General features: G+C 72.8%; 22 protein-coding genes. 11 read left to right on the plus strand and 11 right to left on the minus strand.

Annotation, left to right across the window (positions count from 1 at the left end; genetic code table 11):
- Positions 1-50: 50 nt before the first annotated feature.
- Entirely contained in the window at positions 51-1,217 is a 1,167-nt protein-coding gene (locus tag ACF08W_RS16965) for a hypothetical protein (RefSeq protein ID WP_392279699.1), read from the minus strand.
- A 366-nt stretch (positions 1,218-1,583) separates the two neighbouring features.
- On the opposite strand from ACF08W_RS16965, the gene ACF08W_RS16970 reads away from it, so the two are divergent.
- Positions 1,584-3,089, plus strand: coding sequence for a carotenoid oxygenase family protein (locus tag ACF08W_RS16970; RefSeq protein WP_392279700.1), 1,506 nt, complete (start codon positions 1,584-1,586; stop codon positions 3,087-3,089).
- 22 nt (positions 3,090-3,111) lie between these two features.
- Here ACF08W_RS16970 and ACF08W_RS16975 read toward each other — a convergent pair whose 3' ends face one another.
- Complete coding sequence (locus ACF08W_RS16975) at positions 3,112-4,104, minus strand: SDR family oxidoreductase (RefSeq protein ID WP_385212230.1); 993 nt, start codon at positions 4,102-4,104, stop codon at positions 3,112-3,114.
- A 123-nt stretch (positions 4,105-4,227) separates the two neighbouring features.
- Here ACF08W_RS16975 and ACF08W_RS16980 point away from each other — a divergent pair, with 123 nt between their 5' ends.
- The gene (locus ACF08W_RS16980) at positions 4,228-4,755 is read left to right on the plus strand and encodes a DinB family protein (RefSeq protein WP_392279701.1); all 528 of its coding nucleotides are present in this window, start codon (positions 4,228-4,230) and stop codon (positions 4,753-4,755) included.
- Between the two features lie 159 nt (positions 4,756-4,914).
- The gene (locus tag ACF08W_RS16985; protein ID WP_385212226.1) at positions 4,915-5,751 is read left to right on the plus strand and encodes an EamA family transporter; all 837 of its coding nucleotides are present in this window, start codon (positions 4,915-4,917) and stop codon (positions 5,749-5,751) included.
- 72 nt (positions 5,752-5,823) lie between these two features.
- On the opposite strand, the gene ACF08W_RS16990 is transcribed toward ACF08W_RS16985, so the two are convergent.
- From ACF08W_RS16990 to ACF08W_RS17005, 4 genes are all read right to left on the minus strand, one after another.
- Complete coding sequence (locus ACF08W_RS16990) at positions 5,824-7,146, minus strand: BNR-4 repeat-containing protein (protein ID WP_392279702.1); 1,323 nt, start codon at positions 7,144-7,146, stop codon at positions 5,824-5,826.
- 221 nt (positions 7,147-7,367) lie between these two features.
- Positions 7,368-8,669 (minus strand): extracellular solute-binding protein, encoded by a 1,302-nt coding sequence (locus ACF08W_RS16995; RefSeq protein WP_385212222.1) that lies wholly within the window; start codon positions 8,667-8,669, stop codon positions 7,368-7,370.
- Between the two features lie 68 nt (positions 8,670-8,737).
- Complete coding sequence (locus ACF08W_RS17000) at positions 8,738-9,658, minus strand: carbohydrate ABC transporter permease (protein WP_352278702.1); 921 nt, start codon at positions 9,656-9,658, stop codon at positions 8,738-8,740.
- Complete coding sequence (locus ACF08W_RS17005; protein WP_352278701.1) at positions 9,658-10,584, minus strand: sugar ABC transporter permease; 927 nt, start codon at positions 10,582-10,584, stop codon at positions 9,658-9,660. The genes ACF08W_RS17000 and ACF08W_RS17005 overlap by 1 nt, the downstream gene beginning before the upstream one ends.
- Before the next feature lie 437 nt (positions 10,585-11,021).
- Between ACF08W_RS17005 and ACF08W_RS17010 the strand changes: the two genes are divergently transcribed.
- Positions 11,022-13,319: an FAD-dependent oxidoreductase gene (locus ACF08W_RS17010; protein ID WP_392279703.1), complete on the plus strand. Its 2,298-nt coding sequence runs from the start codon at positions 11,022-11,024 to the stop codon at positions 13,317-13,319.
- An 85-nt stretch (positions 13,320-13,404) separates the two neighbouring features.
- On the opposite strand, the gene ACF08W_RS17015 is transcribed toward ACF08W_RS17010, so the two are convergent.
- Entirely contained in the window at positions 13,405-14,193 is a 789-nt protein-coding gene (locus tag ACF08W_RS17015; protein ID WP_352278698.1) for an IclR family transcriptional regulator, read from the minus strand.
- Between the two features lie 373 nt (positions 14,194-14,566).
- Between ACF08W_RS17015 and ACF08W_RS17020 the strand changes: the two genes are divergently transcribed.
- Complete coding sequence (locus ACF08W_RS17020) at positions 14,567-15,229, plus strand: lysophospholipid acyltransferase family protein (protein ID WP_352278697.1); 663 nt, start codon at positions 14,567-14,569, stop codon at positions 15,227-15,229.
- Between the two features lie 173 nt (positions 15,230-15,402).
- Here ACF08W_RS17020 and ACF08W_RS17025 read toward each other — a convergent pair whose 3' ends face one another.
- Both ACF08W_RS17025 and ACF08W_RS17030 read right to left on the minus strand, forming a co-directional pair.
- Entirely contained in the window at positions 15,403-16,095 is a 693-nt protein-coding gene (locus ACF08W_RS17025) for a tyrosine-protein phosphatase (protein ID WP_392279704.1), read from the minus strand.
- Between the two features lie 164 nt (positions 16,096-16,259).
- Positions 16,260-17,513 carry an oxygenase MpaB family protein gene (locus ACF08W_RS17030; protein WP_385212215.1) on the minus strand — a complete coding sequence of 418 codons (1,254 nt, stop codon included), beginning with the start codon at positions 17,511-17,513 and terminating at the stop codon, positions 16,260-16,262.
- A gap of 44 nt (positions 17,514-17,557) precedes the next feature.
- Here ACF08W_RS17030 and ACF08W_RS17035 point away from each other — a divergent pair, with 44 nt between their 5' ends.
- Both ACF08W_RS17035 and ACF08W_RS17040 read left to right on the plus strand, forming a co-directional pair.
- Positions 17,558-18,172, plus strand: a complete 615-nt coding sequence (locus ACF08W_RS17035) for a TetR/AcrR family transcriptional regulator (RefSeq protein WP_385212213.1) — start codon at positions 17,558-17,560, stop codon at positions 18,170-18,172.
- A gap of 113 nt (positions 18,173-18,285) precedes the next feature.
- The gene (locus ACF08W_RS17040; RefSeq protein ID WP_392279705.1) at positions 18,286-19,803 is read left to right on the plus strand and encodes an FAD-dependent monooxygenase; all 1,518 of its coding nucleotides are present in this window, start codon (positions 18,286-18,288) and stop codon (positions 19,801-19,803) included.
- 28 nt (positions 19,804-19,831) lie between these two features.
- Here ACF08W_RS17040 and ACF08W_RS17045 read toward each other — a convergent pair whose 3' ends face one another.
- Complete coding sequence (locus tag ACF08W_RS17045; protein WP_392279706.1) at positions 19,832-20,764, minus strand: SDR family NAD(P)-dependent oxidoreductase; 933 nt, start codon at positions 20,762-20,764, stop codon at positions 19,832-19,834.
- Between the two features lie 108 nt (positions 20,765-20,872).
- On the opposite strand from ACF08W_RS17045, the gene ACF08W_RS17050 reads away from it, so the two are divergent.
- Entirely contained in the window at positions 20,873-21,838 is a 966-nt protein-coding gene (locus tag ACF08W_RS17050) for a LysR family transcriptional regulator (protein WP_392279707.1), read from the plus strand.
- A gap of 21 nt (positions 21,839-21,859) precedes the next feature.
- Here the strand turns inward: ACF08W_RS17050 and ACF08W_RS17055 are convergent, their stop codons facing one another.
- A complete protein-coding gene (locus ACF08W_RS17055) occupies positions 21,860-22,330 on the minus strand; it encodes a MarR family winged helix-turn-helix transcriptional regulator (protein ID WP_392279708.1) in 471 nt (156 codons plus the stop codon).
- 274 nt (positions 22,331-22,604) lie between these two features.
- Between ACF08W_RS17055 and ACF08W_RS17060 the strand changes: the two genes are divergently transcribed.
- The 3 genes from ACF08W_RS17060 to ACF08W_RS17070 all read left to right on the plus strand — a co-directional run bounded on the left by ACF08W_RS17060 (position 22,605) and on the right by ACF08W_RS17070 (position 25,364).
- Positions 22,605-23,099: a VOC family protein gene (locus ACF08W_RS17060; protein ID WP_392279709.1), complete on the plus strand. Its 495-nt coding sequence runs from the start codon at positions 22,605-22,607 to the stop codon at positions 23,097-23,099.
- A gap of 164 nt (positions 23,100-23,263) precedes the next feature.
- Positions 23,264-24,475 carry an MFS transporter gene (locus ACF08W_RS17065; protein ID WP_385212201.1) on the plus strand — a complete coding sequence of 404 codons (1,212 nt, stop codon included), beginning with the start codon at positions 23,264-23,266 and terminating at the stop codon, positions 24,473-24,475.
- Between the two features lie 61 nt (positions 24,476-24,536).
- A complete protein-coding gene (locus ACF08W_RS17070) occupies positions 24,537-25,364 on the plus strand; it encodes an aldo/keto reductase (protein WP_385212199.1) in 828 nt (275 codons plus the stop codon).
- Positions 25,365-25,531 lie beyond the last annotated feature (167 nt).

Raw genomic sequence — 25,531 nt, forward strand, 5'->3', positions numbered from 1 at the left:
CGAGCCCGCTGGTCAGGCGGTACGGGGCGGCCTGCCGTGCGCCCTGTCCGTCAGCTGACGGGGTGTTCGGTCCGGGGGGAACGAGCGGAGTCCAGCTGCTTCAGCCGGTGCCGCAGGGCCTCGACCGCTCCGGGGCGCCGGCCGGGCACCCGCTGACGCAGGGCCACCAGGGCCGGGCCGAGCTCCAGGGCCCGCCGCGGATCGCCGATCTCCTGCCACTGGTGGTGGGCCCGGTCCACGGCACCCTCCACGGCGGGGTCGTCCGGCGGCTGGCGGCGGGCGAGGCGGGCGTCGGCGGCGGCCGCCCACAGCTCGCAGCTGCGGGCCGGGTCACCGGCCAGGCGGGCGAGGTCGGCCCGCACCTCCAGCCAGTGGACGGCCTCGGCGGAGGCGGCGCCGTGGGTGCGCAGCGCCCACCCCTCCCACAGGGCGGCCAGCGACGCGGCCTCGCCGTGCCGCCCGGCGTGGGCGGCCGCGAGGATCGCGGGCAGCGGATCGCTCCCGGCGGCGGACGGGAGGTCCGCGAGGCCCTGGGCGGAGGCGGTCGGGCCGCCGGGCGCCGAGGGAGAAGGCGGCGGCGCGGGGTGCGACGCGGTGTCCGGGGCGATGAACAGGGCGCTGTCGGCGCCGAGCTGGGCGACGGTCTGCGCGTGCAGCCGGGCGAGCGGCGGATTGAGGCCGCTGCGCCACACGGCGGCGAGTGCCTTCAGATAGGACGGTTCCGCCGGACGGCGGCGGGCCGACGGCGGAACGATCCGTCCGTACAGCCGGGTTCCGTGGCCGAGGCCGAGCCCCTCGGCGTGGAGCTTCGGCCAGGCGTCCGGGGCGGCGGCCAGGTCGACCACGACGGTGGTGGTTCCCGGGCGTCGCGTCGCGAGCTCGGCGGCCAGCCAGTGCCAGGGCAGCGAGGTGTAGCGCAGGGTGGCGGGCGTGGTCCGGGCGAGCGCGAGGTGGATCAGCCGCTGGCGGTGGTCGAGGTGGAGCTGGCCCGCGAGGTAGAGGGTGAGCGGGCCGGGCTCGGTGGCCGCGGCGCGGATGCGGGTGAGCACCGTCTGCGGGTCGGCCGGATCGGCGAGCTCGACGACGGTGGCCGTGGCGGAGCGGGTCAGGATGCCGGGTGCCACCGCGGCCAGCGGGGACAGGGCGCCGGTCGCGTCGACGAGGCGGCCCTTGCCGGCCGGGGCTGCCGCGATCAGCAGCGCGGTCCCGGATGTCATGTCCTCCCCGTCGATTACCACAGCAGCACCGTAGCCGCTGCCCGGGACCTGGGGGAAACGGGCGCCCAACTCCACTCCGATGACTGGGTAGTACGTTCGTGCGACCGCCTCGCCGGGCGGGGCGGCCCCCCTGCCGGCCGTCCGGCCGGGGGAGATGTCGATGACGCGTACAACGTACCGCGTTCCCGCGTGAGTTGACGCATCGCGGCGCCCCCTGCGGCGACCCGGCGACACCCCTCGGGGGTGGCGTCAGCGCCACCCCGGCCAGGGCCCCAGACCTCCTGACCGGCCGCCGGCGGCGCAGCAGACTCGGTCCCGAACCGGCGGGAACCCGCCGGGGCACGGACGCACGGACGGAGAGAAACGATGACCGGTCACACCCGCCGAAGGGTTCTCGGGGGAGCGGCGCTCGCGGCGGTCGGCAGCGTCGTCGGGGGCTACGGACCCGGCCACTACGGCACCGCCGCGCAGGCGGCCACCCGGGACGGCACGGACCGGGGCGGCGCGTCGTTCCCGTTCCTGGAGGGGGCCTTCGCCCCCGTCACCGAGGAGCTCACCGCGTTCGGCCTTCCGGTGACCGGCCGGGTTCCGCGCGATCTGGACGGCCGCTACCTGCGCACCGGCCCCAACCCGCTGGGCCTGGAGGACCCGCGCGCCCACCACTGGATGATCGGCGACGGCATGGTGCACGGCGTGCGGCTGCGCGACGGCCGCGCCGAGTGGTACCGCAACCGGTGGGTCCGCTCCTCCCAGGTGGCCGCCAAGCTGGGCGAGACGTACCCCGGCCCGGTCCCGCCGGACGACTTCGCGTGCAACACCCACGTCATCCCGTACAAGGGGCGCATCCTGGCGCTCCAGGAGAGCGGACCGCTGCCGTACGAACTGGACGGCGAGCTGAACACCGTCCGGCCCCACGACTTCCGTGCCACGCTGGAGGGGGCGTTCACCGCGCACACCAAGTACGACACGGTGGCGGACGAGCTGCACGCGGTGGCGTACTACCCGACCTGGGACCATGTGCGGCACATCGTGGTCGACCACACCGGGCGGGTGGCCCGGACCAGCCGGATCCCGGTGGCGGACGCGCCGATGATGCACGACTTCGCCCTCACCGGGAAGTACGTGGTGATCGTCGACCTGCCGGTCACCTTCGATCCGGCGGCCGCCCGGGCGGGCGCGGCCGTTCCGTACACCTGGAACGCGAAGCACCCGATGCGGGTCGGGGTGATGAAGCGGACCGGGGGAGCCGTCCGCTGGTTCGAGATCGACCCGGTCTTCTTCTCGCACACGCTCAACGCCTACGACCAGGGCGACACCATCGTCATGGAACTCACCACCATGCCCGCGCCGTTCCACGTCGCGGGCACCGAGGGCGGCCCCTCCGGCACCGGGGCCCCGGCCCTCGACCGCTGGACCATCGACCTGCGCGCCGGGCGGGTCCGCACCACCCGGATCGACGACCTGCCGCAGGAGTTCCCCCGCATCGACGAGTCGCTGGTCTCCCGGCGGCACCGGTACGCCTACACGGCGTGCGCGGCGGAGATGTGGCGCGCCTACGGGACGGTCGACGGGGTGCCGCCGGACGAGACGTTCACCAACTGCCTGGTCAAGCACGACATGCTGCGCGGCAGCCGGCAGGTGCACCGCTTCCCCCGGGGCGCGGCCGCCTCGGAGCCGGTCTTCGTGCCGCGCCGAGGGGCACGGCACGAGGACGACGGCTACCTCCTGTCGTACGTGCACGATCCGGACCGGGGCGCGAGCGACCTGGTGGTCCTCTCGGCGGAGGACTTCACCGGCCGTCCGCTGGCCCGCGTCCACCTGCCGGGGCGGGTGCCGCTCGGCTTCCACGGGAGCTGGGTGCCGGACGCGTGAGCGGCACCCGCTCCCGCCCGGGTCAGCGGTAGTCCTCCGCCGGGGCCTCCTTCCCGCCGTGCACCGTGTCCTCGATGAACGCCCAGGCGTCCGGCCGGCTGCCGTCCGCGTCCCGGACGTCGTAGACCCGGCCGAGTTCGCCGCTGGACGTGGACTTCCCGTTCCAGCGGGCGGCCCGGTCCGGGTCGGCGGCGAGCGCCGCGACGCCGCGGGCGAGGAAGAGCGGGGACTCGGCGATCGCGAAGGCCGGCTCCTGGGCGATGGCGTCGCGCCAGTTCTCCTCCGTGACCCCGAAGTGGGTGAGCATCTGCTCCGAGCGGAGGAAACCCGGGCTGACGGCGACGGCGGTGCCGCCGTACTCCGCCAACTCCTCGCCCAGGCCGTAGGCGATCCGGATGGGGGCGTTCTTCGCGAGGTCGTAGTAGAGGTTCTCGCGGTACCGGCGGTTGGAGGCCGCCGTGCCGTCGGTGACCTCCACGTGCAGGGGCGCGTCGGAGCGGATCAGGAGGGGGAGGGCGAGCGCCGCGGTGATCACGTGCGAGCGCACCCCCAGCTCCAGGATGCGCAGCCCGTCCGCCAGCGGCGTCTCCCAGCTCTTCTTGCCGAAGACGGAGCGGATGAGCAGGTGGTCGCCGCCCCAGAGGTCGTTGACCAGGATGTCGAGCCGACCCTGTTCGCGGTCGATCCGCTCGACCAGGGCGCGTACCCGCTCCTCGTCCAGATGGTCGGTGGGGACGGCGATGCCGGTGCCGCCGGCCGCGGTGACCAGCTCGGCGGTCTCCTCGATGGTCTCCGTGTTCCGGCCGACCTCGCTGACCCGGGCGCGGGTGGTGCGGCCGGTCACGTAGACGGTGGCGCCGGAGCGGCCCAGTTCGACGGCGAGGGCGCGGCCGGCGCCCCGGGTGGCTCCGGCGACGAGCGCGATCCGGTCGGCGAGCGGGGCGTCCCGGGGGGTGTCCGGGTGGGTGTGCGGGGTGCTTCGGGTGGTGTTCGGGGTGTGCGTTTCCTCGTTCATGGCATCACCGTGCACGGGAAACCCGACAGATCCTGTCTCCTTTTCCGGCGCGTTCTTCCACGATTTCCTCCACGGGCTCCCCGCCCGGGTTTCCCGGCGGTCGCCGCCTGGAAGGCAGTGCCCATGACGACGACTCCGGACGGACGACCCGTCCCGCCCCCGCGCGCCGACGAGCGCGCCATGCTCGAATCCTGGCTGGACTTCCACCGGGCGACGCTCGCCCTCAAGTGCGCGGGACTGGAGGACGGACAGCTGCGGCTGGCCACCGCGTCCCCGTCCCGGATGACCCTGCTCGGCCTCGTCCAGCACATGGCCGAGGTGGAACGCAACTGGTTCCAGCGGGTGCTGGCCGGACAGGACGTCCCCCGGGTCTTCGACGACGCCGGCCCCGACGGATTCGCCCTCGCACCGGACCGGGGCATCGAGGAGGCCACGGCGGCCTGGCGGGCGGAGATCGCCCGGGGCCGGGAGCTGAGCGCAGACGCCGCGCTCGACGACACGGGGCTTCTCCCCGGGCCGGACGCGGAGTACCTCGGCGACCAGGGCGTCTCCCTGCGCTGGATCCTGGTCCATCTGATCGAGGAGTACGCGCGCCACAACGGCCATGCCGACCTCATCCGGGAACGGATCGACGGAGCCGCCGGAGTCTGACCTCGGCCGTTCCGCATTCCCGGTAAATCTCCGCCAAAGGCCCTTGCCGTGAAGGGAGTTGGCCCCGGTAGGCTCCCGGGGCGAATGGGAGGGGTGGGGCATGGCGAGCCGGAAGGTACGGCGCGGAAGCGGTACGGGCCCGAGGAGGCGGGGCGGACCGTGATCGCTCTGCTGCTGGCCCTGGGCAGCTCCCTGGTCTACGGCTGCGCCGACTTCCTGGGCGGACTCGGCGCCCGCAAGGCCCATGTACTGCGCACCGTCGTGATCGCGGCGCCGGCCTCGCTGGCGGTGGAGCTGACCCTGTGGCCGGTGCTCGGGGCCTCGTTCAGCCCCGGTGCGCTCGGCTGGGGTGTCGCGTCGGGGGTCGCCTCGGCGGGCGCGTTCGCACTGCTCTACCACACCCTGGCGATCGGCCCGATGAGCGTGCTCTCGCCGGTCACGGCGGTGGTCTCCGCCATGCTTCCGGTCGGGGTGGGCCTGGTGCAGGGCGAACACCTCGGGGCGGCCGGGCTGGCGGGTTTGCCACTGGCGCTGGCCGCGGTGGTGATGGTGAGCGCGGGGCACGGTACCGGGGCGGTGCGGCCCTCGCGCCGGGCGCTGCTGCTGGCTCTCGGCGCCGGTTCCGCCATCGCCGTCCAGCTCATCTGCCTCAACCAGGCGCCCGCCGGGAGCGGGGTGGCCCCGCTGATCGTGGGGCGGGCGGTCTCCGCGGCGATCACGCTGAGCGTGGCCGTCGTGATCCGTTCCGGCCTGGGCACCGAGCGGCCCGCGTACGCGGTGTCGGCCGCCGCGGGCGCCCTGGACTCGGTGGCCAACCTGCTGTTCCTGATGGCCGCCCGCGGCGGGGACCTCGCCGTCGTCGCCGTCATCACCGCGCTCTACCCGGCGGGTACGGTGCTGCTCGCCCGGAGCGTGCTCGCCGAGCGGATCCACCGCGGCCAACTGGTGGGGCTCGGCGCGGCGGCCGTCGCGGTCGGTCTGCTGGCGCTGGCCTGAGGAGCCGGGGGAGAACCGGGGCCCGCCGCCCGCGCCACGGTCCGGGGCGGGCGGCGGCCTGCGGCGCGGGCCTCAGCGACGCCCGTAGTACAGCGAGTTGCTCGCGATGACCGGCAGGTACAGCACGTCGGACCCGTCCGAGTCCTGGCGCACCGCCAGCCGGTCGGCGGTCACGCCCGGCGCGGCGGACTGCGCGACCCAGGCCCCGTCCGCGTTCTGCGTCGCGGCGAAGACCCGGTCGGTGCCGGTGGTGGTCACGTAGTACACCCGCTTGGTGTCCGTGGCGTCCCAGGTGATCCCGATGGCGGCGGCCGTCTGGCCACCCGCGTACACGGTCTTGCTGACCCAACTGCTGCCGCTCGGGTAGGCGTAGTAGACGCGGAAGTTGGCGCCGCTCTCGGCCGAGCGGTAGCGGTAGGCCACCTTCGGGGTGGAGCCGTCCAGGGTGAGCTTGGCGCTCTGCACCGCCGGGCCGGTGTAGGCGTTGTCGATGCTCCACTCCTCGCCCGCGGTGAGGTCCTGGATCACGTCGGACGTGGCGGGCGTCACCGGCGTGGTGACCGCGGCGCCCCTGCTGTCGGCGAAGGTGCCGGACGCCGGGTCGTAGCTCATGTACGTGAGCTGGTGGCGGAAGCCGGTCGCCGGGGCCTTCGCCCACTCGAACAGCAGGTGCACGCGCCCGGTGGCGTCCACCATCAGGTCGTCCGGGTACACCGAGCGGTTCAGCGCGTCGGCGAAGGTGGCGACCACGCTCCACTTCGAGGCGGCGTTGTCCCAGCGGTAGAGCTTCCCGGGCCGCTTGTCGGCGCCGGAGCCGACCCGGGCGGCCAGGTACAGGTCGCCGTTGGGGGCGGTGGTGACGACCGGGTACGTGATGCCCACGCCCTGGTCGGGCAGTTCGGACGAATGGTCCGTGACGTCGGTGCCCGGGGCCTCGGTGCGGAAGTAGCGCCAGGGGTCGGCGTGCATCGAGGTGAAGACGTGCAGCCGGCCGCTGCCGTCGCGGGCGACGGACGGCTGGTTGTGGCCGTTGTCGTCGGCGAACTCCGCCTGCTGCCCGTTCTTGTCGAGCAGCGGAAGGCGGCTCCAGACCCCGTCCGGGTCGCGCCGGGCGATGGCCGGACGGTGCGTGGCCGCGGTCGCGCCGGGCTCGTTGAACGCGAAGTACGTGTACTGCCCGCGGCCCTTGTACGTGGCGACCGGGGACCACCAGGCGGCCTGGTTCGACGAGTCCATCGCGTACGGGATCTTCTCGATCGCCGTGGCGGCGGCCGTGGTGGCCGCGACGGCCGTGCCGTCCGTGCCGCCGTCGGCCTGGGCGGCCGGGACGAGCGTGAGCAGGGCGGCCAGGGCCGCTGCCGAGGCCGCGTACACGCGTGCCGTGGGACGTCGCAAGGTGAGCTCCTTCGCGGATGCGGGGGTAAGGCGAACGGAGCGTCCCTCTTGCAGAACTGCCCCGTCGCTGCGCCGGGAGCTTACAACTGATCCCAGATCACGAATAGAGGGTGCACAATACGAAACTGAAATACGTCTTGGGGAAGTCGAGTGCGGGACGCCGGAGGGCCCGGTACCGGCGGAACCGCCTGTACCGGGCCCTTTGGCCGCCGAGCGCCGGATCAGCGCTTGATGAGGTCCGTGACCTCCTCGGCGGCACGCTTCATGGCGTCCTTCGGCTTCGACTTGCCGACCAGGACGGCCTGGACCTGCTTGGCCACGGCCTCCTCGATCTGGGCGTTCTGCGCGAACTGCCAGAACGGGCTGCCGGTCGCCGTCTTGGTGATCTTCTCGGTCCACTCGGTGGAGAACGTGTCCTTGGCGACCTTCGGGTCGGCCAGGCCCGCCGTGGTGGACGGCGGCAGGGCGCGCTCGGCGAAGTACTGGGCGACCGTGGCCTGGTCGGTCGTGGCGTGCAGCGCGAAGTCGGTGGCCGCGTCCTGGCCCTTGCCCTTCACGATCGCGATGACACCGCCCCACAGCAGCGCCTGGGGCGTGTCGCCCGCCTTCAGCACGGGACGCTGCATCGGCTGCATGGCGTCGGCCAGCGTCTTGTCCTTGGACTGGGCCGAGGTCACGCCCTTGCCGATGATGGCGTCGTCGTAGAAGGCGGCCTTGCCCTGCCCGAACAGGGCGCGGGCGTCGAAGCGGTCCACGTCGGCGGCGATCAGCTTCTGGTCGTGGAGCTTCTTGTACCAGGTGACCGCGTCGATCGAGGCGTCGTCGCCGATGGTGACCTTGTCACCGTCGAGCAGCGTGCAGCCGAAGGTCTGCATCCACGGGAAGATGTCCTTGAGCTGGGCGACCTTGGTGGCCGCGGCGTAGGGCACCACACCGCCGCCGAGGCCCTTCAGCTCCCGCAGCGCGTCCTCGAACTCCTCGATGGTGGTCGGGTGCTTCTTGATGCCCGCCTTCGCCAGGAGCTTGGAGTTGGCGATGAGGCCGATCGAGCCGGTGTTCCACGGCAGGCCGTACTGCTTGCCGTCGTACTTGCCGCTGTTCAGCGCGACGTCGGTGTAGCCGCCCTTGCCGGCCACCGGGCCGAGGTCGACGAGCTTGCCCATCTGCGCCACCGCGGCGAGCCAGGCGATGTCGAGGTGGATCGCACCGGTGGTCTCGCCGCCGCCGAGCTTGAGCGTGAGCTGGCTCAGGTACTCGTTGTACGGGTACGAGACGGCGCGGATCTTGGAGCCCTCGGCCTTCTCCCAGGCCTTGATGATCTTCTCGATGGAGGGCTTGGCGGCCTCCTCGTTGAGCGACCAGGAGGTGAAGTCGAAGTTCTTGGACTTCGTGTCGCCTCCGTTCGAGGAGGAGCTGGGGCCGGACGGCGCGCAGGCGCTCAGGGCGCCGACGCCGGCCACGCCGAGCGCGCCGAGACCGAACATACGAAGCGCGCCGCGCCGGCTGAGACCAGAGGTGGTCATGGTTGTCTCTCCATTGAGGGTTGGGCGGAAGGGGAACACGTGGGGGAGGGAGCGGGGGACCCGCGGGCTCAGCTCTTGACCGAACCGGCGGTCATACCGCCGACGAGGTAGCGCTGGAGGAACATGAAGGCGACGACCACCGGGACGGACACCACCAGGGAGGCGGCCATCAGCTCGGGCCAGGCGGTCTGGAACTCGCCGATGTACGTCGAGACGAGGCCGGGCGGCAGGGTCTGCTTCTCCTTGTCGGCCAGCGTCACCGCGAAGATGAAGTCGTTCCAGCCGCGGACGAAGGCGAACAGCCCGGCGGCGATCATCCCCGGCGCGGCCAGCGGGGCCACGATGGAGTGCAGCGTCCGCCAGCGGGACGCGCCGTCGATGGACGCGGCCTCCAGCAGGGCGTCCGGGATGGTGTCGAAGATCCCCTTCAGCATCCACACGCACAGCGGCATCGTGAACGTGGTGAAGGACAACACCAGGGCGGTGTACGTGTTCAGCAGGCCGAAGCTGGAGAAGACCGCGTACAGCGTCACCAGCAGGAGTGCCTGCGGGAACATCTGGGAGGCCAGCACCATGTGCATCAGCGAGCGCCGTCCGCGGTAGCGGAACTTGGAGAACGAGTAGCCCATGTACGTGGCGACGACCACGCTCAGCACGGCGGTGATCGAGGCGACGATCAACGAGTTGACAAGGTACTTGATCAGCTGGTCGTTCTCGGCGAGGGCCGTGAAGTTGCTGAAGGTGATCTCGGTGGGGATCAGCCTCGGCGGGAACTGGAAGGTCTGCTCGGGGCTGCTCAGCGCGGTGACCAGCAGCCAGTACACCGGCAGCATGCCGAAGGCGCCGATGACCAGGACGGCGGTCCAGGCCACGATCCGCGAGCGCAGCAGGTCCTTGCGTATCCGGCGGCGCGCGGTGCGCCCGGAGGACGTGGCGGCGGGGCTCAGCCGGTCGGTGCCGGACAGCGGGGTGGTGGTCGTGGAAGTCATCAGGCGTCGTTCTTCCGCTCGGTGATCCTGAGGTACACAACTACGAGGACGAGCAGCAGCAGCATCCACAGGCCGCCCAGCGCGGTCGCCCGGCCGATGTCGAAGCCCTTGAAGGCGGTCTGGTACACGGCGGTGGCGAAGGTCTCGGTCGCACCGGCCGGGCCGCCGCCGGTGAGCACGTAGATGGTGTCGAAGTGCTGGAAGTTCCAGATGAACTCCAGCAGCAGCACGATGGAGGCGACGCCGCGGACCTGCGGCCAGGTCACGGCGAAGAAGCGCCGGATCGAGCCGGCCCCGTCCATCGAGGCCGCCTCGTGGAGTTCCTTGGGCACGGTCTGCAGACCGGCCAGGAGCATGACCATCATCCACGGGAAGCTGGCCCAGGTCTTGGTGATGATGACCGCGAGCATGGCCGTGCCGGGCTGGCCGAGCCAGGAGATCGACTCCTCGATGATCCCGGCCTTCATGAGGACACCGTTGAGCACGCCGTAGTTCGCGTTGAAGATCCACATCCAGAGGAAGGAGACCACCACGCCCGGGATCACCCAGGGGAAGAGGAACAGACCGCGCAGGAAGCCGCTGCCCTTCAGGCCCGAGTTCAGCGCCAGGGCGAGCGCGAAGCCGATCACGAACGGGACGACGGTCGCGCCGACCGTGAAGACCAGCGTCTGCTTCAGGATGGTGAGGAAGTCGCCGTCCAGCCAGTAGGAGAAGTTCTCCAGCCCGACGAACTCCCGGCCCGGCAGTCGCAGGTCCTGCTTGAAGAAGCCCGTGACCAGGGCCGACAGCAGCGGGTAGATGATGATCGTCGCGAACAGGGCGATTCCCGGCGCGGTCAGCAACAGTGCGAACGCGCCGTTGGAGAGCCGTCCGCCGGCCCGCTCACGGCGTGGAGCGGCCTTCTGCGGAGGTGCGGCCGTACTCATGGGTGTGTCCTCTCGAACGGGGCAGGAGCGCTGGTGCGGGGCGTGCCGCGGGCGGCCGTGCGCGGACGGACGGGTGCGGCACGCCCGGCTGTGCCGGTGGGGCCGCTCCGCCCTCTGCCTCGACCGAGACCCTGCAGGAATGCCATACATGCTCCATTGAACGCAAGTTGCAGCATGCGGGATCGTTCTCCATATCGTGCGACGGCGTCAACCCTTTTGGGCGGTGAATCGCCGAATCTGTGCAGAACCGGCGAAGCCGTCGAACGAACCACGGGCCCAGCTGGGCGTCCGTCGTGGCGATCGTCTGTGGCTGCGCCGGAAATCTACAACACATCCCACTGGCTGAACAGTGGTTGCACAATATGGAAGTGATGTACGTTCAAGGACGCTCCGCTGCGGCGGAGAGTATCCGAGCTTCACTCCAAGGAGGCCGCACCGTGCGGGAAGAAGAGGTCCATTACGACATCGCCGTCATCGGCGGCGGCCTGGCGGGGACCTGCGCGGCCATCGCCGCGGCCCGGCTCGGCCGACGTGTCGCCCTGGTCAACAACCGGCCCGTCCTGGGCGGCAACGCCAGCAGCGAGATCCGGGTCTGGGTCTGCGGCGCCACCGCCCACGGGGTGCACCGGTGGGCCCGGGAGACCGGCATCATGGGCGAGCTGTACACCGAGAACCAGTACCGCAACCCCGAGGGCAACCCGTACTACTGGGACCAGGTGGTCCTCGACGCCGTACGGGCCGAGCCCAACATCGACCTGTACCTCAACACCGACGTACGCGAGGTCGACGCGACCGGCCCGGACGACGCCCGCGCGCTGCACTCGTGCACCGGCTGGATGATGGGCTCGGAGCGGCGCATCACCTTCCACGCCGAGCAGTTCCTCGACTGCACCGGCGACGGCCTGCTGGGCCACCTGGCCGGCGCCCGGTACCGCATCGGCCGCGAGGCCCGTGCGGAGTTCGACGAGCCCTGGGCGCCCGAGGAGCAGGACGAGGCGCTGCTCGGCTCGACGATCCTGTTCCACACCAAGGACCTGGGCCGACCGGTGAAGTTCGTGGCGCCCGACTCCGCCCGCGACCTCACCACCACGCCCATCCTGCGCAACCGGGTCCTGCGCACCGGTGACAACGGCTGCGACTACTGGTGGATCGAGTGGGGCGGCGAGATCGACACCGTCCACGACAACGAGCGCATCCGCGACGAACTCCAGTCCGTGATCATGGGGATCTGGGACCACATCAAGAACTCCGGGGAGTTCCCGGACGCCGAGAACCTCACCCTGGAGTGGGTCGGCAGCCTCCCCGGCAAGCGCGAGTACCGTCGCTTCCTCGGCGACTACGTCCTCACCCAGCAGGACATCCTCGAACAGCGCCAGTTCGAGGACCGGATCGCCTTCGGCGGCTGGTCCGTCGACCTCCACCCGGTCCAGGGCATGTACGCGGACGAGCCGGGCGCCCGCCAGCGCTACGCGGACGGCATCTTCCACATCCCGCTGCGCTCCCTGTACTCGGCGAACGTCACCAACCTGTTCTTCGCCGGGCGCAACATCTCCGCCACCCACATCGCCTTCGGCGCCACCCGGGTCATGGCCACCTGCGCCACCCTCGGCGAGGCCGCCGGAACCGCCGCGGCGCTGTGCGTCGCCGAGGGCCTCACCCCGCGCGAACTCGCCACGAAACGGCCCGAACTGGTACGTCGTACCCTGCTGCGGCAGGACGCCTCCGTCATCGGCCTCACCGACGACGACCCCGGCAACCTGGCGCGCGCGGCCAGGGTCAGCGCCTCCTCGCACCTGGGGCGGCTGGCCGCCGAACCGGCCGGGGCGGCGCCCGGCGAGCCGTACCCGCTCAGCCGCGACCTCGCGCTGCTGCTGCCCGTGGACCCCGCGCTCGACACGGTCGAACTGCTGGTCCACGGCGCCCCGGAGGGGTCGGTCGAGCTCGCCGTGGAGCTGTGGAGCACCGGCCGCCCCGAGAACGCCGTCCCGGTCGACCGGCTGCTCGCCACCACGGTGACCGTGCCCGCCGGCGGCCCCCACTGGGTCACGGCCCGGCTGGACCACCGTCCGGACACCCCGGAGAACGTCGTCCTCATCGTCCGGTCCTGCCCGGGCGCGGCCCTGTTCCTGGTACCCGAGCGCACCGAGGGCGTCCTCGCGCTGCGCAGCAGGGTCGAGGGGGACGCGGCCGTCGACCACGACATCCCGGAGGAGGAGGGCCAGCTGGTCCTGGAGTGGCAGGCCCGCGGACTGCGGCGCCAGACCTTCGCGTTCCGTGCGACGCCGGAGACCAGGGCCTTCCTGCCCGAGCGCGCCGTCGGCGGCTACCAGCGCCCCTACGGCGGCCCGCAGAAGTGGTCGTCCGCACCGCTGGCCGACCCGGACCGGGCCGAGCAGTGGCTGCGCCTGGACTGGGACGGCGAGCAGCGGATCGCCGAGGTGCGGGTGGTCTTCGACGACGACGTCGACGAGTACCTCAACAACCTGCACCGGCACCGCACCCCGTTCGAGGTCATGCCGGAGCTGGTCCGCGACTACCGGATCGAGAGCCGCGAGCCCGACGGCGGCTGGCGCACCCTGCTGACGGTGACGGACAACCGCCGCCGCCACCGGGTGCACGCGCTGACCGGTGAGGACGGCGGGCCCGTACGGACCGACGCGCTGCGGCTCGTGGTGGACGCGACGCACGGGGCACGGCACGCCCAGGTGACCGCGTTCAAGGCGTACGGCGCGTAACGGCGCCCGCCGGTACGGCGGAGGGGCCCGGTGAAAGGCTGTCGACCTTTCACCGGGCCCCTCGCGGGTCTCTTCGCGCGGCGGCTCAGAGGGCGCCGAGTGCCTGACTGATGACGTCGGCGGCCTCGACGACCTCCCGGGTGAGGGCGAGGCGCTGTCCCTCGGCCTCGGTGTGGCTGCCGAGCAGGGAGGTGGGGCCCCACAGGGAGATGGCGGCGACCACGTCCCCCGAGCCGTCCCGGACGGGTGCGGCGAGGGAGGCCCGGCCCAGGGCGCGCTCCTCGGCCTCGACGGCGTATCCGGTGCGGCGGACGGTCTCGATCTCGGCGTCGAGGAGATCGTGGCTGGTGGTCGTGAAGTCGGTGTGCGCCGTGAGCGGTTCGGGGAGCAGCCTGCGGCGTTCCTTGGGCGTGAGGCCGGTGAGCAGGCACTTGCCGATGCTGGTGGCGTGCAGCGGGGCGCTGTGCCCGGCCTGCGTATAGGACTTGGGGGCGCGGGCGCCCTCGAAGTTGCACAGGAACATCAGCTCGGTGCCGCGGCGGATGGCGGCATTGGCCCCGAGCCCGGTACGGGTGGCGAGGTCCTGGAGGACCATGCGGGCGGCGCGGTGCACCGGGTGGCGGTTGGCCGCGGTGGCGGCGAGCGGCAGGATACCGAGGCTGAGGCGGTAGAGATTGCTGACGGGGTCGCGCTCCACCATGTCGAGGCGTTCGAGGGTGGACAGCAGCCGGGACGTCGTCGAGGAGCCCAGCCCGGTGAGTTCGGCGACGTCCGAGACACGTAGTTCGGCGCGGCCGGAGTCGAGTGCGCGCAGCACCGAGACAGCCCGTTCGACGCTCTGGTTCGTCCCGGCGTCGGTCGCCCGAGTAGCCATGACCCTCCTTATTCTGCAAATCGTTTGCACATTCTGCATCAGCATATCGCTTAACTGGCCATCCCGTGAGAGGAATTTGCCAGTTCATGGCCGGAACAAGCTCCTGGGTGCGCCGGGCTTCTGACGGCCCGGGGAAGGGGCCGCCCCGCACGCGCGTCACCCGCCATGAGAGGCTGCGGTGTTCGGCACCGGACCGCGCCGGAAGCGCCGAACCGCGCGGTTCCACGAGGCGGTTCCCGCCGACTCCCCACGGGCGGCGAGATGAGTACCGGTACTCAGGCGCCGGAGCGTCCCGGCCTTTGACGATGAGGGCCGGACGCGATGAGGAACGACATCGCCCGTACCCGAACCCGCTTACCCAGGGAGCCCGTTCATGCTCAGCCGTATCGCCGAGGTGCTGGTGCCCGCGGCCGGCCGTCTGTCGGTGACCACCGACCCCGGCGCGGGTCTCGCGCCCGGAAGCATCGTGGCCGCGAACCACACCTCCCTGGCCGACCCCGCCGTCGTGATCGCCGCGCTGCGCCGCCTCGGCGTCGAGCCGGTCGTCATGGCGGCCGCGGGGCTGTGGCGGATTCCGCTGCTGGGCCGCGCGCTCGCCCACGAGGGGCACATCCCCGTCGTCCGGGGCGACCGGCGGGCGGCGGCCTCACTGGACCTCGCGGCGCGGGCCCTGGAGCGGGGGCGCCTGGTCCTCATCTACGCGGAGGGCGGGCTGCCCCGCCGCCGGGACGCCGCGGAAGCCGCCCCCGGCCCGTTCCGCAGCGGCCTGGCCCGGATCGTCGAGTACACCGGCGCCCCCGTCGTCCCGGTGGGCCAGGCGGGCGCCCGCCGGCTCGCCTCGGGCGGCGCCGCCAAGCAGGTGGCCGGTCTGGTGACCGCGCCCCTGCGCCGCCCGGACCTCCACGTCCATGTCGGTACGTCCTTGGAGCTGACCGGCGACCGGGCCGCCCGCACGGCACGGGCCCGTACGGCGGTGACGGAGGCATGGCGAACGGCCGCCGCCCATCTGCGCGAACCCGCCGCGCTGGCCGCCTGACCCGAGCGGTTCGTTCCACCACCGGACGGCCCCGCGGTGCGGCCGGGCGAGCGCGGCGCGGGCCGGCGACCCGAAGCGGGAGGGGCCCCGGCAGGTCGACGGTCCCGGCACCGGGACCGCCCGGCGGGGGACCGTCGAGCGGATCGACCCGCCCGGTCCGCCCTCCAACGGGCTCAGCGGACGGGCGTCCCGCCGATCCCGTCGACGCCGGGAATCTCCTGCGGTGCGGCGCCGTGCGCACGCAGATAACCGGCGAGGGAACCGTGGTGGCTCCGGATCCACAGCAGGGCCCGCTCCAGATGCCGGGGTGCGACCGGCAGCGAGTTGTGCCCCCGCGCACCCGTCGGCGCGGTGCGACCGAGGCCCAGTTCGGCGTTGGTGCGGACGAAATCGGCGGTGACCTCGGCCTCGGAGGCGCCGAACAGGGTCTGCAGGACGGCGACCACCACACCGGTCCGGTCCTTCCCGGAGGCGCAGTGGACCAGGACCGGCTCGGGCCGCTCGGCGGTGAGCCGCCGCAACACCGCCAGCACGGAGCGCCCGGCGTGCTCCGCCATCGACGGATACAGCTCCATCTGCTCCCGCGGCCACCGCTGCTCCGCGTACACCGGCACGTGCAGATACCTGATCCCGGCACCGTGCAGGGCGTCGGGCCGGTCGGACACCTCGGGCCGGCTGCGCAGGTCGACGACGGTACGCACGCCCGCGTCCTCCAAAGCCCGCGCGCCCCCGGCCGTCAGACCGTCCAGGGCCCCGGAACGGAGGAGCAGGCCGCGCGGCAGCGCCCCGACCCCGCCGGCGTCCCGGAAGTTCCGTATGCCGTCGATGCTGGTCAGCGGCGTTGTTCCTGTGCTGTCGGTGGTCATCGGCCCACTGTATGTCCCGCTGTCCGCCCCACCGGGACGTGCCCGCTTCGGCCCGAGGGTGCCCACCGGCCGTACCGGAACGCGAGGGAAGGCCCCGGGCGTCACCCCGCCACGCCGTACATCCGGCCGTACCGGAGTCCCTGCGGGGACGACCGCGGGGTGCGTCACGCCGATTCCGGAAGCCGGGCCACCGCGGCGTCGTCGCCGCCGGGGAACAGCGACGCCAGGTACTCGCTCTGCGCCCGGGCCCCGCGCTCCTCCAGCCGGTGCCGGCCTCCGGGCAGCGAGCCGAGGACCCGGTAGCGCACGACGTTCCTCGTCTGCGCGAGCGGCACGGCCCACGGCAGCCTGGGACGCAGGCCCAGGTCGCGCATGCCCGGCAGCCCCACGAAAGCGGTGAGCATGCTCAACTGCCGGGCCCGCTCGTAGCGTTGATGGAGCCGCTCCACGGCCGGGGCGCGGTGCCCGAAGGCGCGCTCGGCCTGGGCGTCCATCGTCAGTCGGGCCAGTTCCTGACCGGCCCTGCTCTGGCCGCCCGCGGCCAGCAGGATGTGGTAGTTCCACCGGTGCCGGACGTTCTCGTCGTCGGTCAGCCACTGCGGCGCCACGCCCATCAGCCAGCCGACGTACCGCCACAGGTGCATGAGGTCGTCGCGCTGTCGCCGGGTCAGCCGCACCCCCAGCACCAGGCACCCCGCGATCACCGTCGCGTCGAACAGCCCGAGCGTGGCCGCCTGGTCGGCCTGGCTGATCGGGCAGCCCCACCGCCCGGTGTCCCACCGCGCCGCGAAACGGGCGTTGACCAGCGCGTGCATCACCCGCACATGGACCGTCAGACGCCAGCCCTCGGCCCCCGGACGCAGCCCGCCCGGACGCGTCACCGCGTGGGACCAAGCGGCCGTCTCGCCCAGCCGCCGCAGCGTCCGCCCGTCCGCCAGCCCGCCGGTGAGCACCAGCAGATCCGCCGGACCGCCGAACCGGTATCCGCCGACCAACGAGAGAAGGGTCAGTACGTCACCACTGTTGCGCCCCAGCGAACGGAACGTCGCCGCCCCCGACTCCACCCGCCCCCAGTCCACCCAGTCCGGCACGGCGACCACCTGCTCCAGGAACGACCGCAGAGCCTCGGGCAGCCCCTCGGGCATGTCCGGCGCCGCGCGCAACGCCGCACCCACCTGGGCCCGCGTCACCCGGCCCGCCGTCCCGTCCGGGAGCCCCATGGCCCCGGCCAGGGCGGCGCCGGGCTCGTCCCGCTGCAGAAGGGCCGCCCCCAGCCGCTCCATCAACTCCTCGTCGACCTCTCCGCCGATCCCCGTCAGCCACAGGAGCGGACGGGCGATCCTGCGCCCGCGCTCCTCGGCCTCCCGGAACCGGCCCGGAAACCGCCCCTCGCCACGTGCCGCGTCGCTCCGTGTCATACCGACCGTTGTAACGCGAGTAATCATTCGCATACAATTCGTGTATGCGCAGGACGCCCCGGCAGGAGCGGTCACGGCAGATGGTCGAACGGATCGTCGAGGCGGGGCGGACGGTCCTGGCCCGAGACGGCTACGCCCGGTTCGCGACGACCCGGGTCGCCGCCGAGGCGGACATCAGCCCCGGCTCCCTCTACCAGTACTTTCGTGACAAGGACGAGCTGCTCGTCATGATCATGGAGCGGTACTGGGCCGAGACCGGCGACCGGATCGCGGCCTCGCTCGCCGACCAGCTCGACCAGCCGTCCGAGCGGCTGATCCCCAGCGTCGTCGAAGCGCTGCTCCGCGCTGTCGAGCACGACTCGCGACTCCTTCGCGTTGTGGTCGAGGAGGTGCCGCCCGGCTTTCACGGGGACCACCTCCACAGCCTGCGCCGCCGCGTCCAGGATCTGTGCTCGGCCTATGTGGCGGGCCACACCCCACCGGCCGGCCGGGGGACCACGCGCGCCTGGGTACTCGTCGCCGCGATGGAGGCGCTCAGTGTGCGCTGGGTACTCGACCGCCCGGCCATCCCCCGCGAGGAGCTGGTCGAAGAGCTCACCGCCCTGGCCGCCGCGTACCTGACGGGCACGGCCGCCTCCCCGCCCGGCCTCCAGCCCTGACCTTCGTCGCGCCCCCGCCCCGCCGACGGGGGAGGCGGAGGGCGGAGGTATGAATGGTCCGTCCAGTGTTGTTCCGCGGTGTGCGGGTGGGGTGAAGGGCCAGGTGTGTCGTGGTGCGTGGGGAGGAAACGGCGGGGGCGGAGGTCGTGGTCGTCGGCGGGGGCCCGGTCGGGATGCTGCTCGCCGCCGAGCTCGCCGGGTACGGGGTCGACACCGTACTGCTGGAGTCGGGCGGCGCCGTGTCGGACTGGCCGAGGGCGACCACGCTGCATGCCCGGGCGGTGCAGGTTCTCGCTCGTCGCGGGCACCTGCCGGGACCCGTGCGCGCGTACCGGGACGGACCGGGGGAGAGCCCGTTCCATTTCGCGGGCCTGCCGGGACTGGCCATCACGACCCCGGCGAACGAGCCCGCCCCGGTCCTCAAGTGCGTTCAGGCCGAGCTGGAACGGCATTTCGAGGCACGGGCGCGCGAGGCCGGGGCCCGGGTGCTGCGCGGGTACCGGGTGACGGGGGTCTCCCAGGGGGCCGACGGGGTCCGGGTCACGGCCGAGGGGCCGCACGGGACGACGGTCCGTACGGGCCGGTACGCGGTGGGAGCGGACGGAGCGCGCAGTACGGTGCGCGACCTCGTGGGCATCGCGTCCGACACCCACGAGGCCACGGTGTCCGCGCTGGCGGGCACGGTGACCCTCGCGCGGCCCGACGAGCTCGCCCCGGGGTGGCACCAGACGCCACGCGGCTGGATCGTCGCCAAGCACACAGCCGACGGCCGCACGCATCTGCGGACCCTGAACTGTTCCGGTGCCTTCGCCGGCCGACAGGCGACGCCCGTACTGGAGGAACTGCGCGGTGAGGTGTCCTGGCTGGCGGGCCGGGACATCGGAATGGGCGATCCGCAGTGGCTCAGCAGGTTCAGCGACTTCTCCCGGGTGGCCCGGGACTTCCGCGCCGGACGGGTCTTCCTGGCGGGGGACGCGGCACATGTCCATTTCCCGATCGGCGGCCAGGGCTTGAGCGCCGGGGTGCTCGACGCCCTCAACCTGGGGTGGAAACTCGCCCTGGCCGTCAACGGCCGGGCAGCCGCAGGGCTGTTGGACACCTACGACGCCGAGCGCCGCCCGGCCGCCGGGCGCATCGTGGAACAGACCCGGGCGCAGCTCGCGCTGATGCGGCCCGGGCCCGAACTGGACGCGCTGCGCGAGGTGTTCACCGCCATGCTGCCGGCGGATCGCGCGCAGGGGCGTCTCGGCGCGATGATCAGCGCCCAGGACACGGTGCTCCCCGGCCATGAGGGGCCGAGGGGCACGGGGGAGTTCCTGAGCAACCTGGTGCTGGACACCCCGGACGGCGAGACCGACGTGATCACGCTGCTGCGTGGCGGCGGGCCGCTGCTCCTGCTGCTCGGCGGGGAGAGCGACGGCCACGCGGAGGAGGCCCGAGAGTGGGAAGGGGCCGTGCGGGTGGTCCGGGCCCGGCCCGTGACGCCCCTGCCGTTCGACGCGGTGCTGGTGCGACCGGACGGATACGCGGCCTGGGTGCCGGGCGGCCGCGCACTGCCGGACGTACTGGCCCAGTACCTCCGGCAGTGCTCCGAACGGGGCCGTGGGCTGCCGGGCCCGGCCGAGGGGTGAACCACGCGCCCCGGGGTGGTGGGGTGGTTCAGCCGGTGGTGGCCAGGAGGTCCGTGGAAAGCTCCCACAGACGTCGGGCGTTCGCGGGGTCGACGGCGTAGCGGGCGACGCCCTGCAGGGGAGCGCCCCGGCGGTCGAGGACTTCGGCCTGCGCGCAGTCCGCGTAGTAGCGGCCGCCGGCCCCGGCCAGCAGGGGGGAGGCGGCGGCCAGGACGGACGTGGCGGCGCCCTGCTCCACCGTCTTGAGGAGGTGGGCGGGGATGCTGGTGGAGGCGTGGGCGTCCTCGACGTGTCGTTGCAGCCCGGTGTGGATGGCGCCCGGCATCACGGCGTCGGCGGTGATGCCCTCCCCGGACCAGCGGCGGGTTGCCTCCACCGCGAACAGGACGTTCGCGGTCTTGGACTGGCCGTAGGCGAGCCAGGGGTCGTAGCGGCGGAACGCGAAGTGGATGTCGTCCCACACGACGGGTGAGAGCTGGTGCGCGCTGGAGCTGACCGAGACGATCCGCGCACCGTCCGCGGCGGCGAGGGCGGGGCGCAGGGCGGTGGCGAGGGCGAAGTGGCCGAGGTGGTTGGTGGCGAACTGCCACTCCCAGCCCTGTGCGGTGTACCGCTGCGGGCAGGCCATGACGCCGGCGTTGTTGACCAGGATGTGCAGCGGTCCCCGCCAGTCCCGGGCGAACGCGGCGACGGACGCCGGGTCGGTCAGGTCGAGTGGGGCCACCCGCGGGCTCCGGGCGTCCGAGCCGGCGGCGATGTCCCGGGCGACGCGCTCGCCGGCCGCCGTGTCGCGGACGGCCAGGGTGACCGAGGCCCCCGCCGAGGCCAGGGCGCGGGCGGTCTCCGCGCCCAGACCGGAGGAGGCGCCGGTGACCACGGCGCGGCGGCCCGACAGGTCGATGCCGCGGATCACCTCGGCGGCGGTGGTGGAGAAGCCGTGGGGGGTACTGACGACGGGCATGAGAGGACTCCGTGCGAAGTGAAGGGGGGAGGGGTTCCGCTCCAATCTAGGAACACCCGCCACCATGCGTCCAACGAAACTTACGCATAGGTGATATGCGTATACGTCATGGACTTCACGGATGTGTCGCTGACCGCGCTCAGGGTGCTGCGCACGGTGGCCGAGCGGGGCACTTTCACCGCTGCCGCCGCCTCGCTCGGGTACACCCAGTCGGCGGTGTCCCGGCAGATCGCCGCCGTCGAACGGGCCGCGGGTGCCCGGCTGCTGGAACGACGCCGTGACGGAGTGCGGCTGACCGCCGCCGGGCGGGTCGTCCTGCGCAGCGCGACCCTCGTCCTCGACGAGATCGACGCCGCGGCCCGTGAACTGTCCGGCCTGCCCGCGCAGACCGGCACCGTGCGCTTGGGGTGGGTGCCCAGTGCCGGAACGACCGTGGTCCCGCAGGCCGTTGCCGCGCTGCGGCGCAGTGCCCCCGGCGTCCGCGTCGTCAGCCGGGAGGGGGTCACTCCGGCGCTGGTGCGGGCGCTGCGGGCGGGCAGCATCGACCTCGCGCTGCTGTCCCTGGCGCCGCCGTTCCGGGCGCCGGACGCCGAGTCGCCCCCGTTGGTGCTGCGGACCCTCACGGAACGGCCCCTGTGCCTGGCGGTGCCGGAGACCCATCCGCTGGCCCGGGGCGAGTACGTCGATGTGGCGGACCTGCGCGGACAGCGGTGGATCACGGGCTCGGCCGACGGCGCCGACCACCGGATGGGGGTGTGGCCGGGACTGGACGAACGCCCCGAGACCCCGCACACGGCGCGCGACTGGCTGGCCCGGCTCCATCTGGTCGCCGCGGGCTGCGGGCTGACCACCGTGCCGGGCGCGATGGCCACGGCCGCACCGCCCGGCGTACGGGTGCTGCCGGTGCGCGGGGGACCGCAGGAGGTGAGGCGGCTGGCCCTGGCCCGGCTGCCCCACCCGCCCTCCGGTCCCGTCGCCCGCCTCGCCGAAGCGCTGCGCGCCGCGGCCGCCGGGACGGACCCGGGCCTCGGTGAAGGTGGGGGTGCGGACGCCGGTGGTACGGCGGCGCCGTGACGCCCCGGACCGACCGGCCGGTCACACGGTGGCGTGCGAGGGCGGGGTCACCGCCTCCACGACCGCGACCAGCGGGGCGAGTTCGGGGTTGTCGGCGGCCTCGCGCAGCGCCTCGCGCAGCGCCGCGTCATTGGTCGGCCGGGCCTCTTCGAGGAGCCGCAGCCCGTCCTCGGTGACGTTGGTGTAGATGCCGCGCCGGTCGGTCGGGCAGAGGTAGCGGGCCAGCAGTCCGCGGTCCTCCAGCCGGGTCACCAGGCGGGTCGTGGCGCTCTGGCTGAGCACGACTGCGTCGGCCACCTGCTTCATCTGCAGATGGCCGCCCTCTCCGTCGTGCTGGCGGCTGAGCACGTCGAGCAGGGAGTACTCCCGGACGCTCAGATCGTGCCCGGACTGCAGTGCCCGCTCGATGTGCGCCTCGATCTTGCCGTGCAGGAACGACAGAGCGGCCCATCCGTTGGCGAGGGCGGTCAGCGAGCGGTCCGTGGCGGTCATGGGGATGGGTTCCTTTCCCGTTTCCCGGTGCGACACGGACCAGGGTAAGCCCTGGACCGGGGCAATCCGCGAGGAGCGGTATGCCGCCCCTGCAAGGAACGGCCCGGGCACCCCGGTGCTCCGACGGTTGCGGACGGTGCGGGACGGGGTGTGGGCGGAGGAGATGCGGGATCCGCCGGGGCCGGGACAATCGGTTTCAGCCGCCCTGTTCCCAGGGCCGCCGTGCCCCGGGCGCCGGACGGGCCCCGGAGGGTGCGAGACGAAGGGGATGACCATGGCCGTTTCCGGCGCTGCGATGAACCTCACCCGGGCCGCCCATGTCGGGATCTCGGTCGCCGATCTGGACGTCTCGGTCGCGTTCTACCGGGCCCTGACCGGGCGGGAGCCCGTCGTCGCGGGCGAGACGATGCACAGTGACCCGTTCGGCAGGTCGCAGGGGCTGCCCACCGCGAAACTCCGCTACGCCACGATCAACCTGGACAACGGCCTCGGTATCGACCTCATCGAGTTCCAGGAGCCGCGGGGCGAGCGGACGGGAGGGATGGCCAACCGTCCGGGCTCGATGCACCTGTGCTTCCGGGTCGACGACTTCGACGCGGTGTACCAGCGGATGAAGGAGGCCGGGTACGGCTTCCTCGGCGACGACTACACCTTCGTGGCGGGCGAGGTGACTCCGGACGCGGCGCTGGGGACCAGGGTCGCGTACTTCAACGACCCGGACGGCACGAACCTGGAGATCATCCAGCCCCGGGGCGGTTTCGCCGGCTGAGGCCCCACCTGCCCCGCCCCGACACGTCCCGGAGGCGCCGACGGATGCCACCCGCCCAAGGTCCACGGCCGTAGACGAATGCCCGCGTTTGCATTTATAGCGCGCATGCAACTATTGTCGTGTCCCGTAAGGCGCACAAGCAATCCGTATGGAGGGCCGCTCCCATGCCGCTCGCACTCCTCGCCCTGGCCGTCGGGGCCTTCGGGATCGGCACCACCGAGTTCGTGGTGATGGGTCTCCTGCCCCAGATCGCCGCCGACTACGGCGTGTCCGTCCCCACCGCGGGGCTCCTCGTCACCGGTTACGCGGCAGGCGTCGTCATCGGCGCACCGCTGATGACGGTTCTCGGCACCAGGATCAGCCGCAAGACGATGCTCATGCTGCTCATGGTCCTGTTCACGGCCGGCAACCTGCTGTCCGCCGTCGCCCCGAGCTTCGGGGTCATGCTCGCGGGCCGCGTCGTGGCCTCGTTCGCCCACGGGGCGTTCTTCGGGATCGGCTCCGTGGTCGCGGCCGAACTGGTCGCCCCGGACAAGAAGGCCGGTGCGATCGCCACCATGTTCACCGGGCTCACCGTCGCGAACATCGTCGGCGTACCGGCCGGCACCTTCATCGGCCAGGCCGTGGGCTGGCGGACCACCTTCGCGGCGGTCGCCGCGCTCGGCGTCGTCGGTCTGCTCGGCATCGCCCGGCTGGTGCCCGCCCTGCCGCGTCCCGAGGGCGCCCGCCTGCGCCGGGAGCTGACCGCGTTCCGCAACCCGCAGGTACTCCTCGCGATGGCGATGACCGTGCTCGGCTTCGGCGGCGTGTTCGCCGCGATCACCTACATCGCCCCGATGATGACCGACGTGGCGGGCTACTCGGACGGCGCGGTCACCTGGCTGCTGGCCCTGCTCGGCGTCGGCATGTTCCTCGGCAACCTCCTCGGCGGCCGCTTCGCCGACCGCCGGCTGATGCCGATGCTCTACACGACCCTCGGCGGTCTGGCCGTCGTGCTCGGCCTGTTCACCTTCACCGCGCACGACAAGGTCGCCGCCGCCGTGTCGATCCTGCTCGTGGGCGCCCTCGGTTTCGCGACCGTCCCGCCGCTGCAGAAGCGCGTCCTGGACCACGCCCACGGCGCCCCCACCCTGGCCTCCGCCGTCAACATCGGCGCGTTCAACCTCGGCAACGCGCTCGCCGCCTGGCTCGGCGGCATGGTCATCGCCGCAGGGCTCGGCTGGACCGCCCCGAACTGGGTCGGCGCGCTGCTGGCGGCCGCGGCCCTCGGCCTCGCCTTCTGGTCCGCCGCCCTGGAACGCCGCACCCCCGCGGCCGTGCCCGCCGACGGCCCTGCTCCCGCCGACGCTCCCGCCCCGGTCGCCGTCCACGGCTGACCCCCACACTCCCTCTCCCATTCCGACCCCCACCCCCACGACAGCAAGGAAGCGAACCACCATGACCGGCAACGTTCCCACCGTGAAGCTGAACAACGGCGTCGAGATCCCCCAGCTCGGCTTCGGCGTCTTCCAGGTCCCCGACGACGAGACCACCACCGCCGTCTCCGCCGCCCTGGAAGCCGGATACCGCAGCATCGACACCGCGGCGATCTACGGCAACGAGGCCGGCGTCGGCCGCGCCCTCGCCGCCTCCGGCCTGCCCCGCGAGGACCTGTTCGTCACCACCAAGCTCTGGAACGCCGACCAGGGCCACGACGCCACCCTGCGCGCCTTCGACGCCAGCCTCGCCAAGCTGGGCCTGGACCACGTGGACCTCTACCTGATCCACTGGCCCACCCCCGCCCGCGACCTCTACGCCGACACCTGGAAGGCGCTGGAGAAGCTCGCCGCAGACGGCCGCATCCGAGCCGCGGGCGTCTCCAACTTCCAGCCCTCCCACCTCCAGCGCCTCCTGGACACCAGCGACCTCGTCCCCGCGGTCAACCAGGTCGAGCTGCACCCCGGCCTCCAGCAGGCCGAACTGCGCGCCTTCCACGCCCAGCACGGCATCGCCACCGAGGCGTGGAGCCCGCTCGCCCAGGGCGCCGTCCTGAACGACCCGGAGATCACCGCGATCGCCGACCGCACCGGCAAGTCCCCCGCCCAGGTCGTCCTGCGCTGGCACCTCCAGCTCGGCAACATCGTCATCCCCAAGTCCGTCACCCCGGCCCGCATCCGCCAGAACCTCGACGTCTTCGACTTCACCCTCACCGACGACGACATGGCCGCCATCGCCGCCACCGACCGGGGCCTGCGCACCGGCCCCGACCCGGACGAGTTCAACTGACACCCGGCCGGTACACGGTCCCCGGTCCGCCGGACGAAGCCCCTGCGGGCCTCGTCCGGCGGACCGCCGTTTCTAGGACCTGTCTTCAAACTGCCGTCGTCCGGCCGGAGGCCGGGCCGTGCGGTGTCCGGTGCGTGCGATCGCAAGGCGGAGGGGCACCCCGATAC

The sequence above is a fragment of the Streptomyces sp. NPDC015144 genome (genome assembly GCF_043079735.1).
Classification (GTDB): Bacteria; Actinomycetota; Actinomycetes; order Streptomycetales; family Streptomycetaceae; genus Streptomyces.

Excerpts from the sequence above, each read along its gene's own strand:
- ACF08W_RS16965 (WP_392279699.1), bottom strand. The coding sequence starts at position 1,217 with ATGACATCCGGGACCGCGCTGCTGATCGCGGCAGCCCCGGCCGGCAAG.
- ACF08W_RS16970 (WP_392279700.1), top strand. The coding sequence starts at position 1,584 with ATGACCGGTCACACCCGCCGAAGGGTTCTCGGGGGAGCGGCGCTCGCG.
- ACF08W_RS16975 (WP_385212230.1), bottom strand. The coding sequence starts at position 4,104 with ATGAACGAGGAAACGCACACCCCGAACACCACCCGAAGCACCCCGCAC.
- ACF08W_RS16980 (WP_392279701.1), top strand. The coding sequence starts at position 4,228 with ATGACGACGACTCCGGACGGACGACCCGTCCCGCCCCCGCGCGCCGAC.
- ACF08W_RS16995 (WP_385212222.1), bottom strand. The coding sequence starts at position 8,669 with ATGACCACCTCTGGTCTCAGCCGGCGCGGCGCGCTTCGTATGTTCGGT.
- ACF08W_RS17000 (WP_352278702.1), bottom strand. The coding sequence starts at position 9,658 with ATGACTTCCACGACCACCACCCCGCTGTCCGGCACCGACCGGCTGAGC.
- ACF08W_RS17005 (WP_352278701.1), bottom strand. The coding sequence starts at position 10,584 with ATGAGTACGGCCGCACCTCCGCAGAAGGCCGCTCCACGCCGTGAGCGG.
- ACF08W_RS17015 (WP_352278698.1), bottom strand. The coding sequence starts at position 14,193 with ATGGCTACTCGGGCGACCGACGCCGGGACGAACCAGAGCGTCGAACGG.
- ACF08W_RS17020 (WP_352278697.1), top strand. The coding sequence starts at position 14,567 with ATGCTCAGCCGTATCGCCGAGGTGCTGGTGCCCGCGGCCGGCCGTCTG.
- ACF08W_RS17025 (WP_392279704.1), bottom strand. The coding sequence starts at position 16,095 with ATGACCACCGACAGCACAGGAACAACGCCGCTGACCAGCATCGACGGC.
- ACF08W_RS17030 (WP_385212215.1), bottom strand. The coding sequence starts at position 17,513 with ATGACACGGAGCGACGCGGCACGTGGCGAGGGGCGGTTTCCGGGCCGG.
- ACF08W_RS17035 (WP_385212213.1), top strand. The coding sequence starts at position 17,558 with ATGCGCAGGACGCCCCGGCAGGAGCGGTCACGGCAGATGGTCGAACGG.
- ACF08W_RS17045 (WP_392279706.1), bottom strand. The coding sequence starts at position 20,764 with ATGCCCGTCGTCAGTACCCCCCACGGCTTCTCCACCACCGCCGCCGAG.
- ACF08W_RS17050 (WP_392279707.1), top strand. The coding sequence starts at position 20,873 with ATGGACTTCACGGATGTGTCGCTGACCGCGCTCAGGGTGCTGCGCACG.
- ACF08W_RS17055 (WP_392279708.1), bottom strand. The coding sequence starts at position 22,330 with ATGACCGCCACGGACCGCTCGCTGACCGCCCTCGCCAACGGATGGGCC.
- ACF08W_RS17060 (WP_392279709.1), top strand. The coding sequence starts at position 22,605 with ATGGCCGTTTCCGGCGCTGCGATGAACCTCACCCGGGCCGCCCATGTC.
- ACF08W_RS17065 (WP_385212201.1), top strand. The coding sequence starts at position 23,264 with ATGCCGCTCGCACTCCTCGCCCTGGCCGTCGGGGCCTTCGGGATCGGC.
- ACF08W_RS17070 (WP_385212199.1), top strand. The coding sequence starts at position 24,537 with ATGACCGGCAACGTTCCCACCGTGAAGCTGAACAACGGCGTCGAGATC.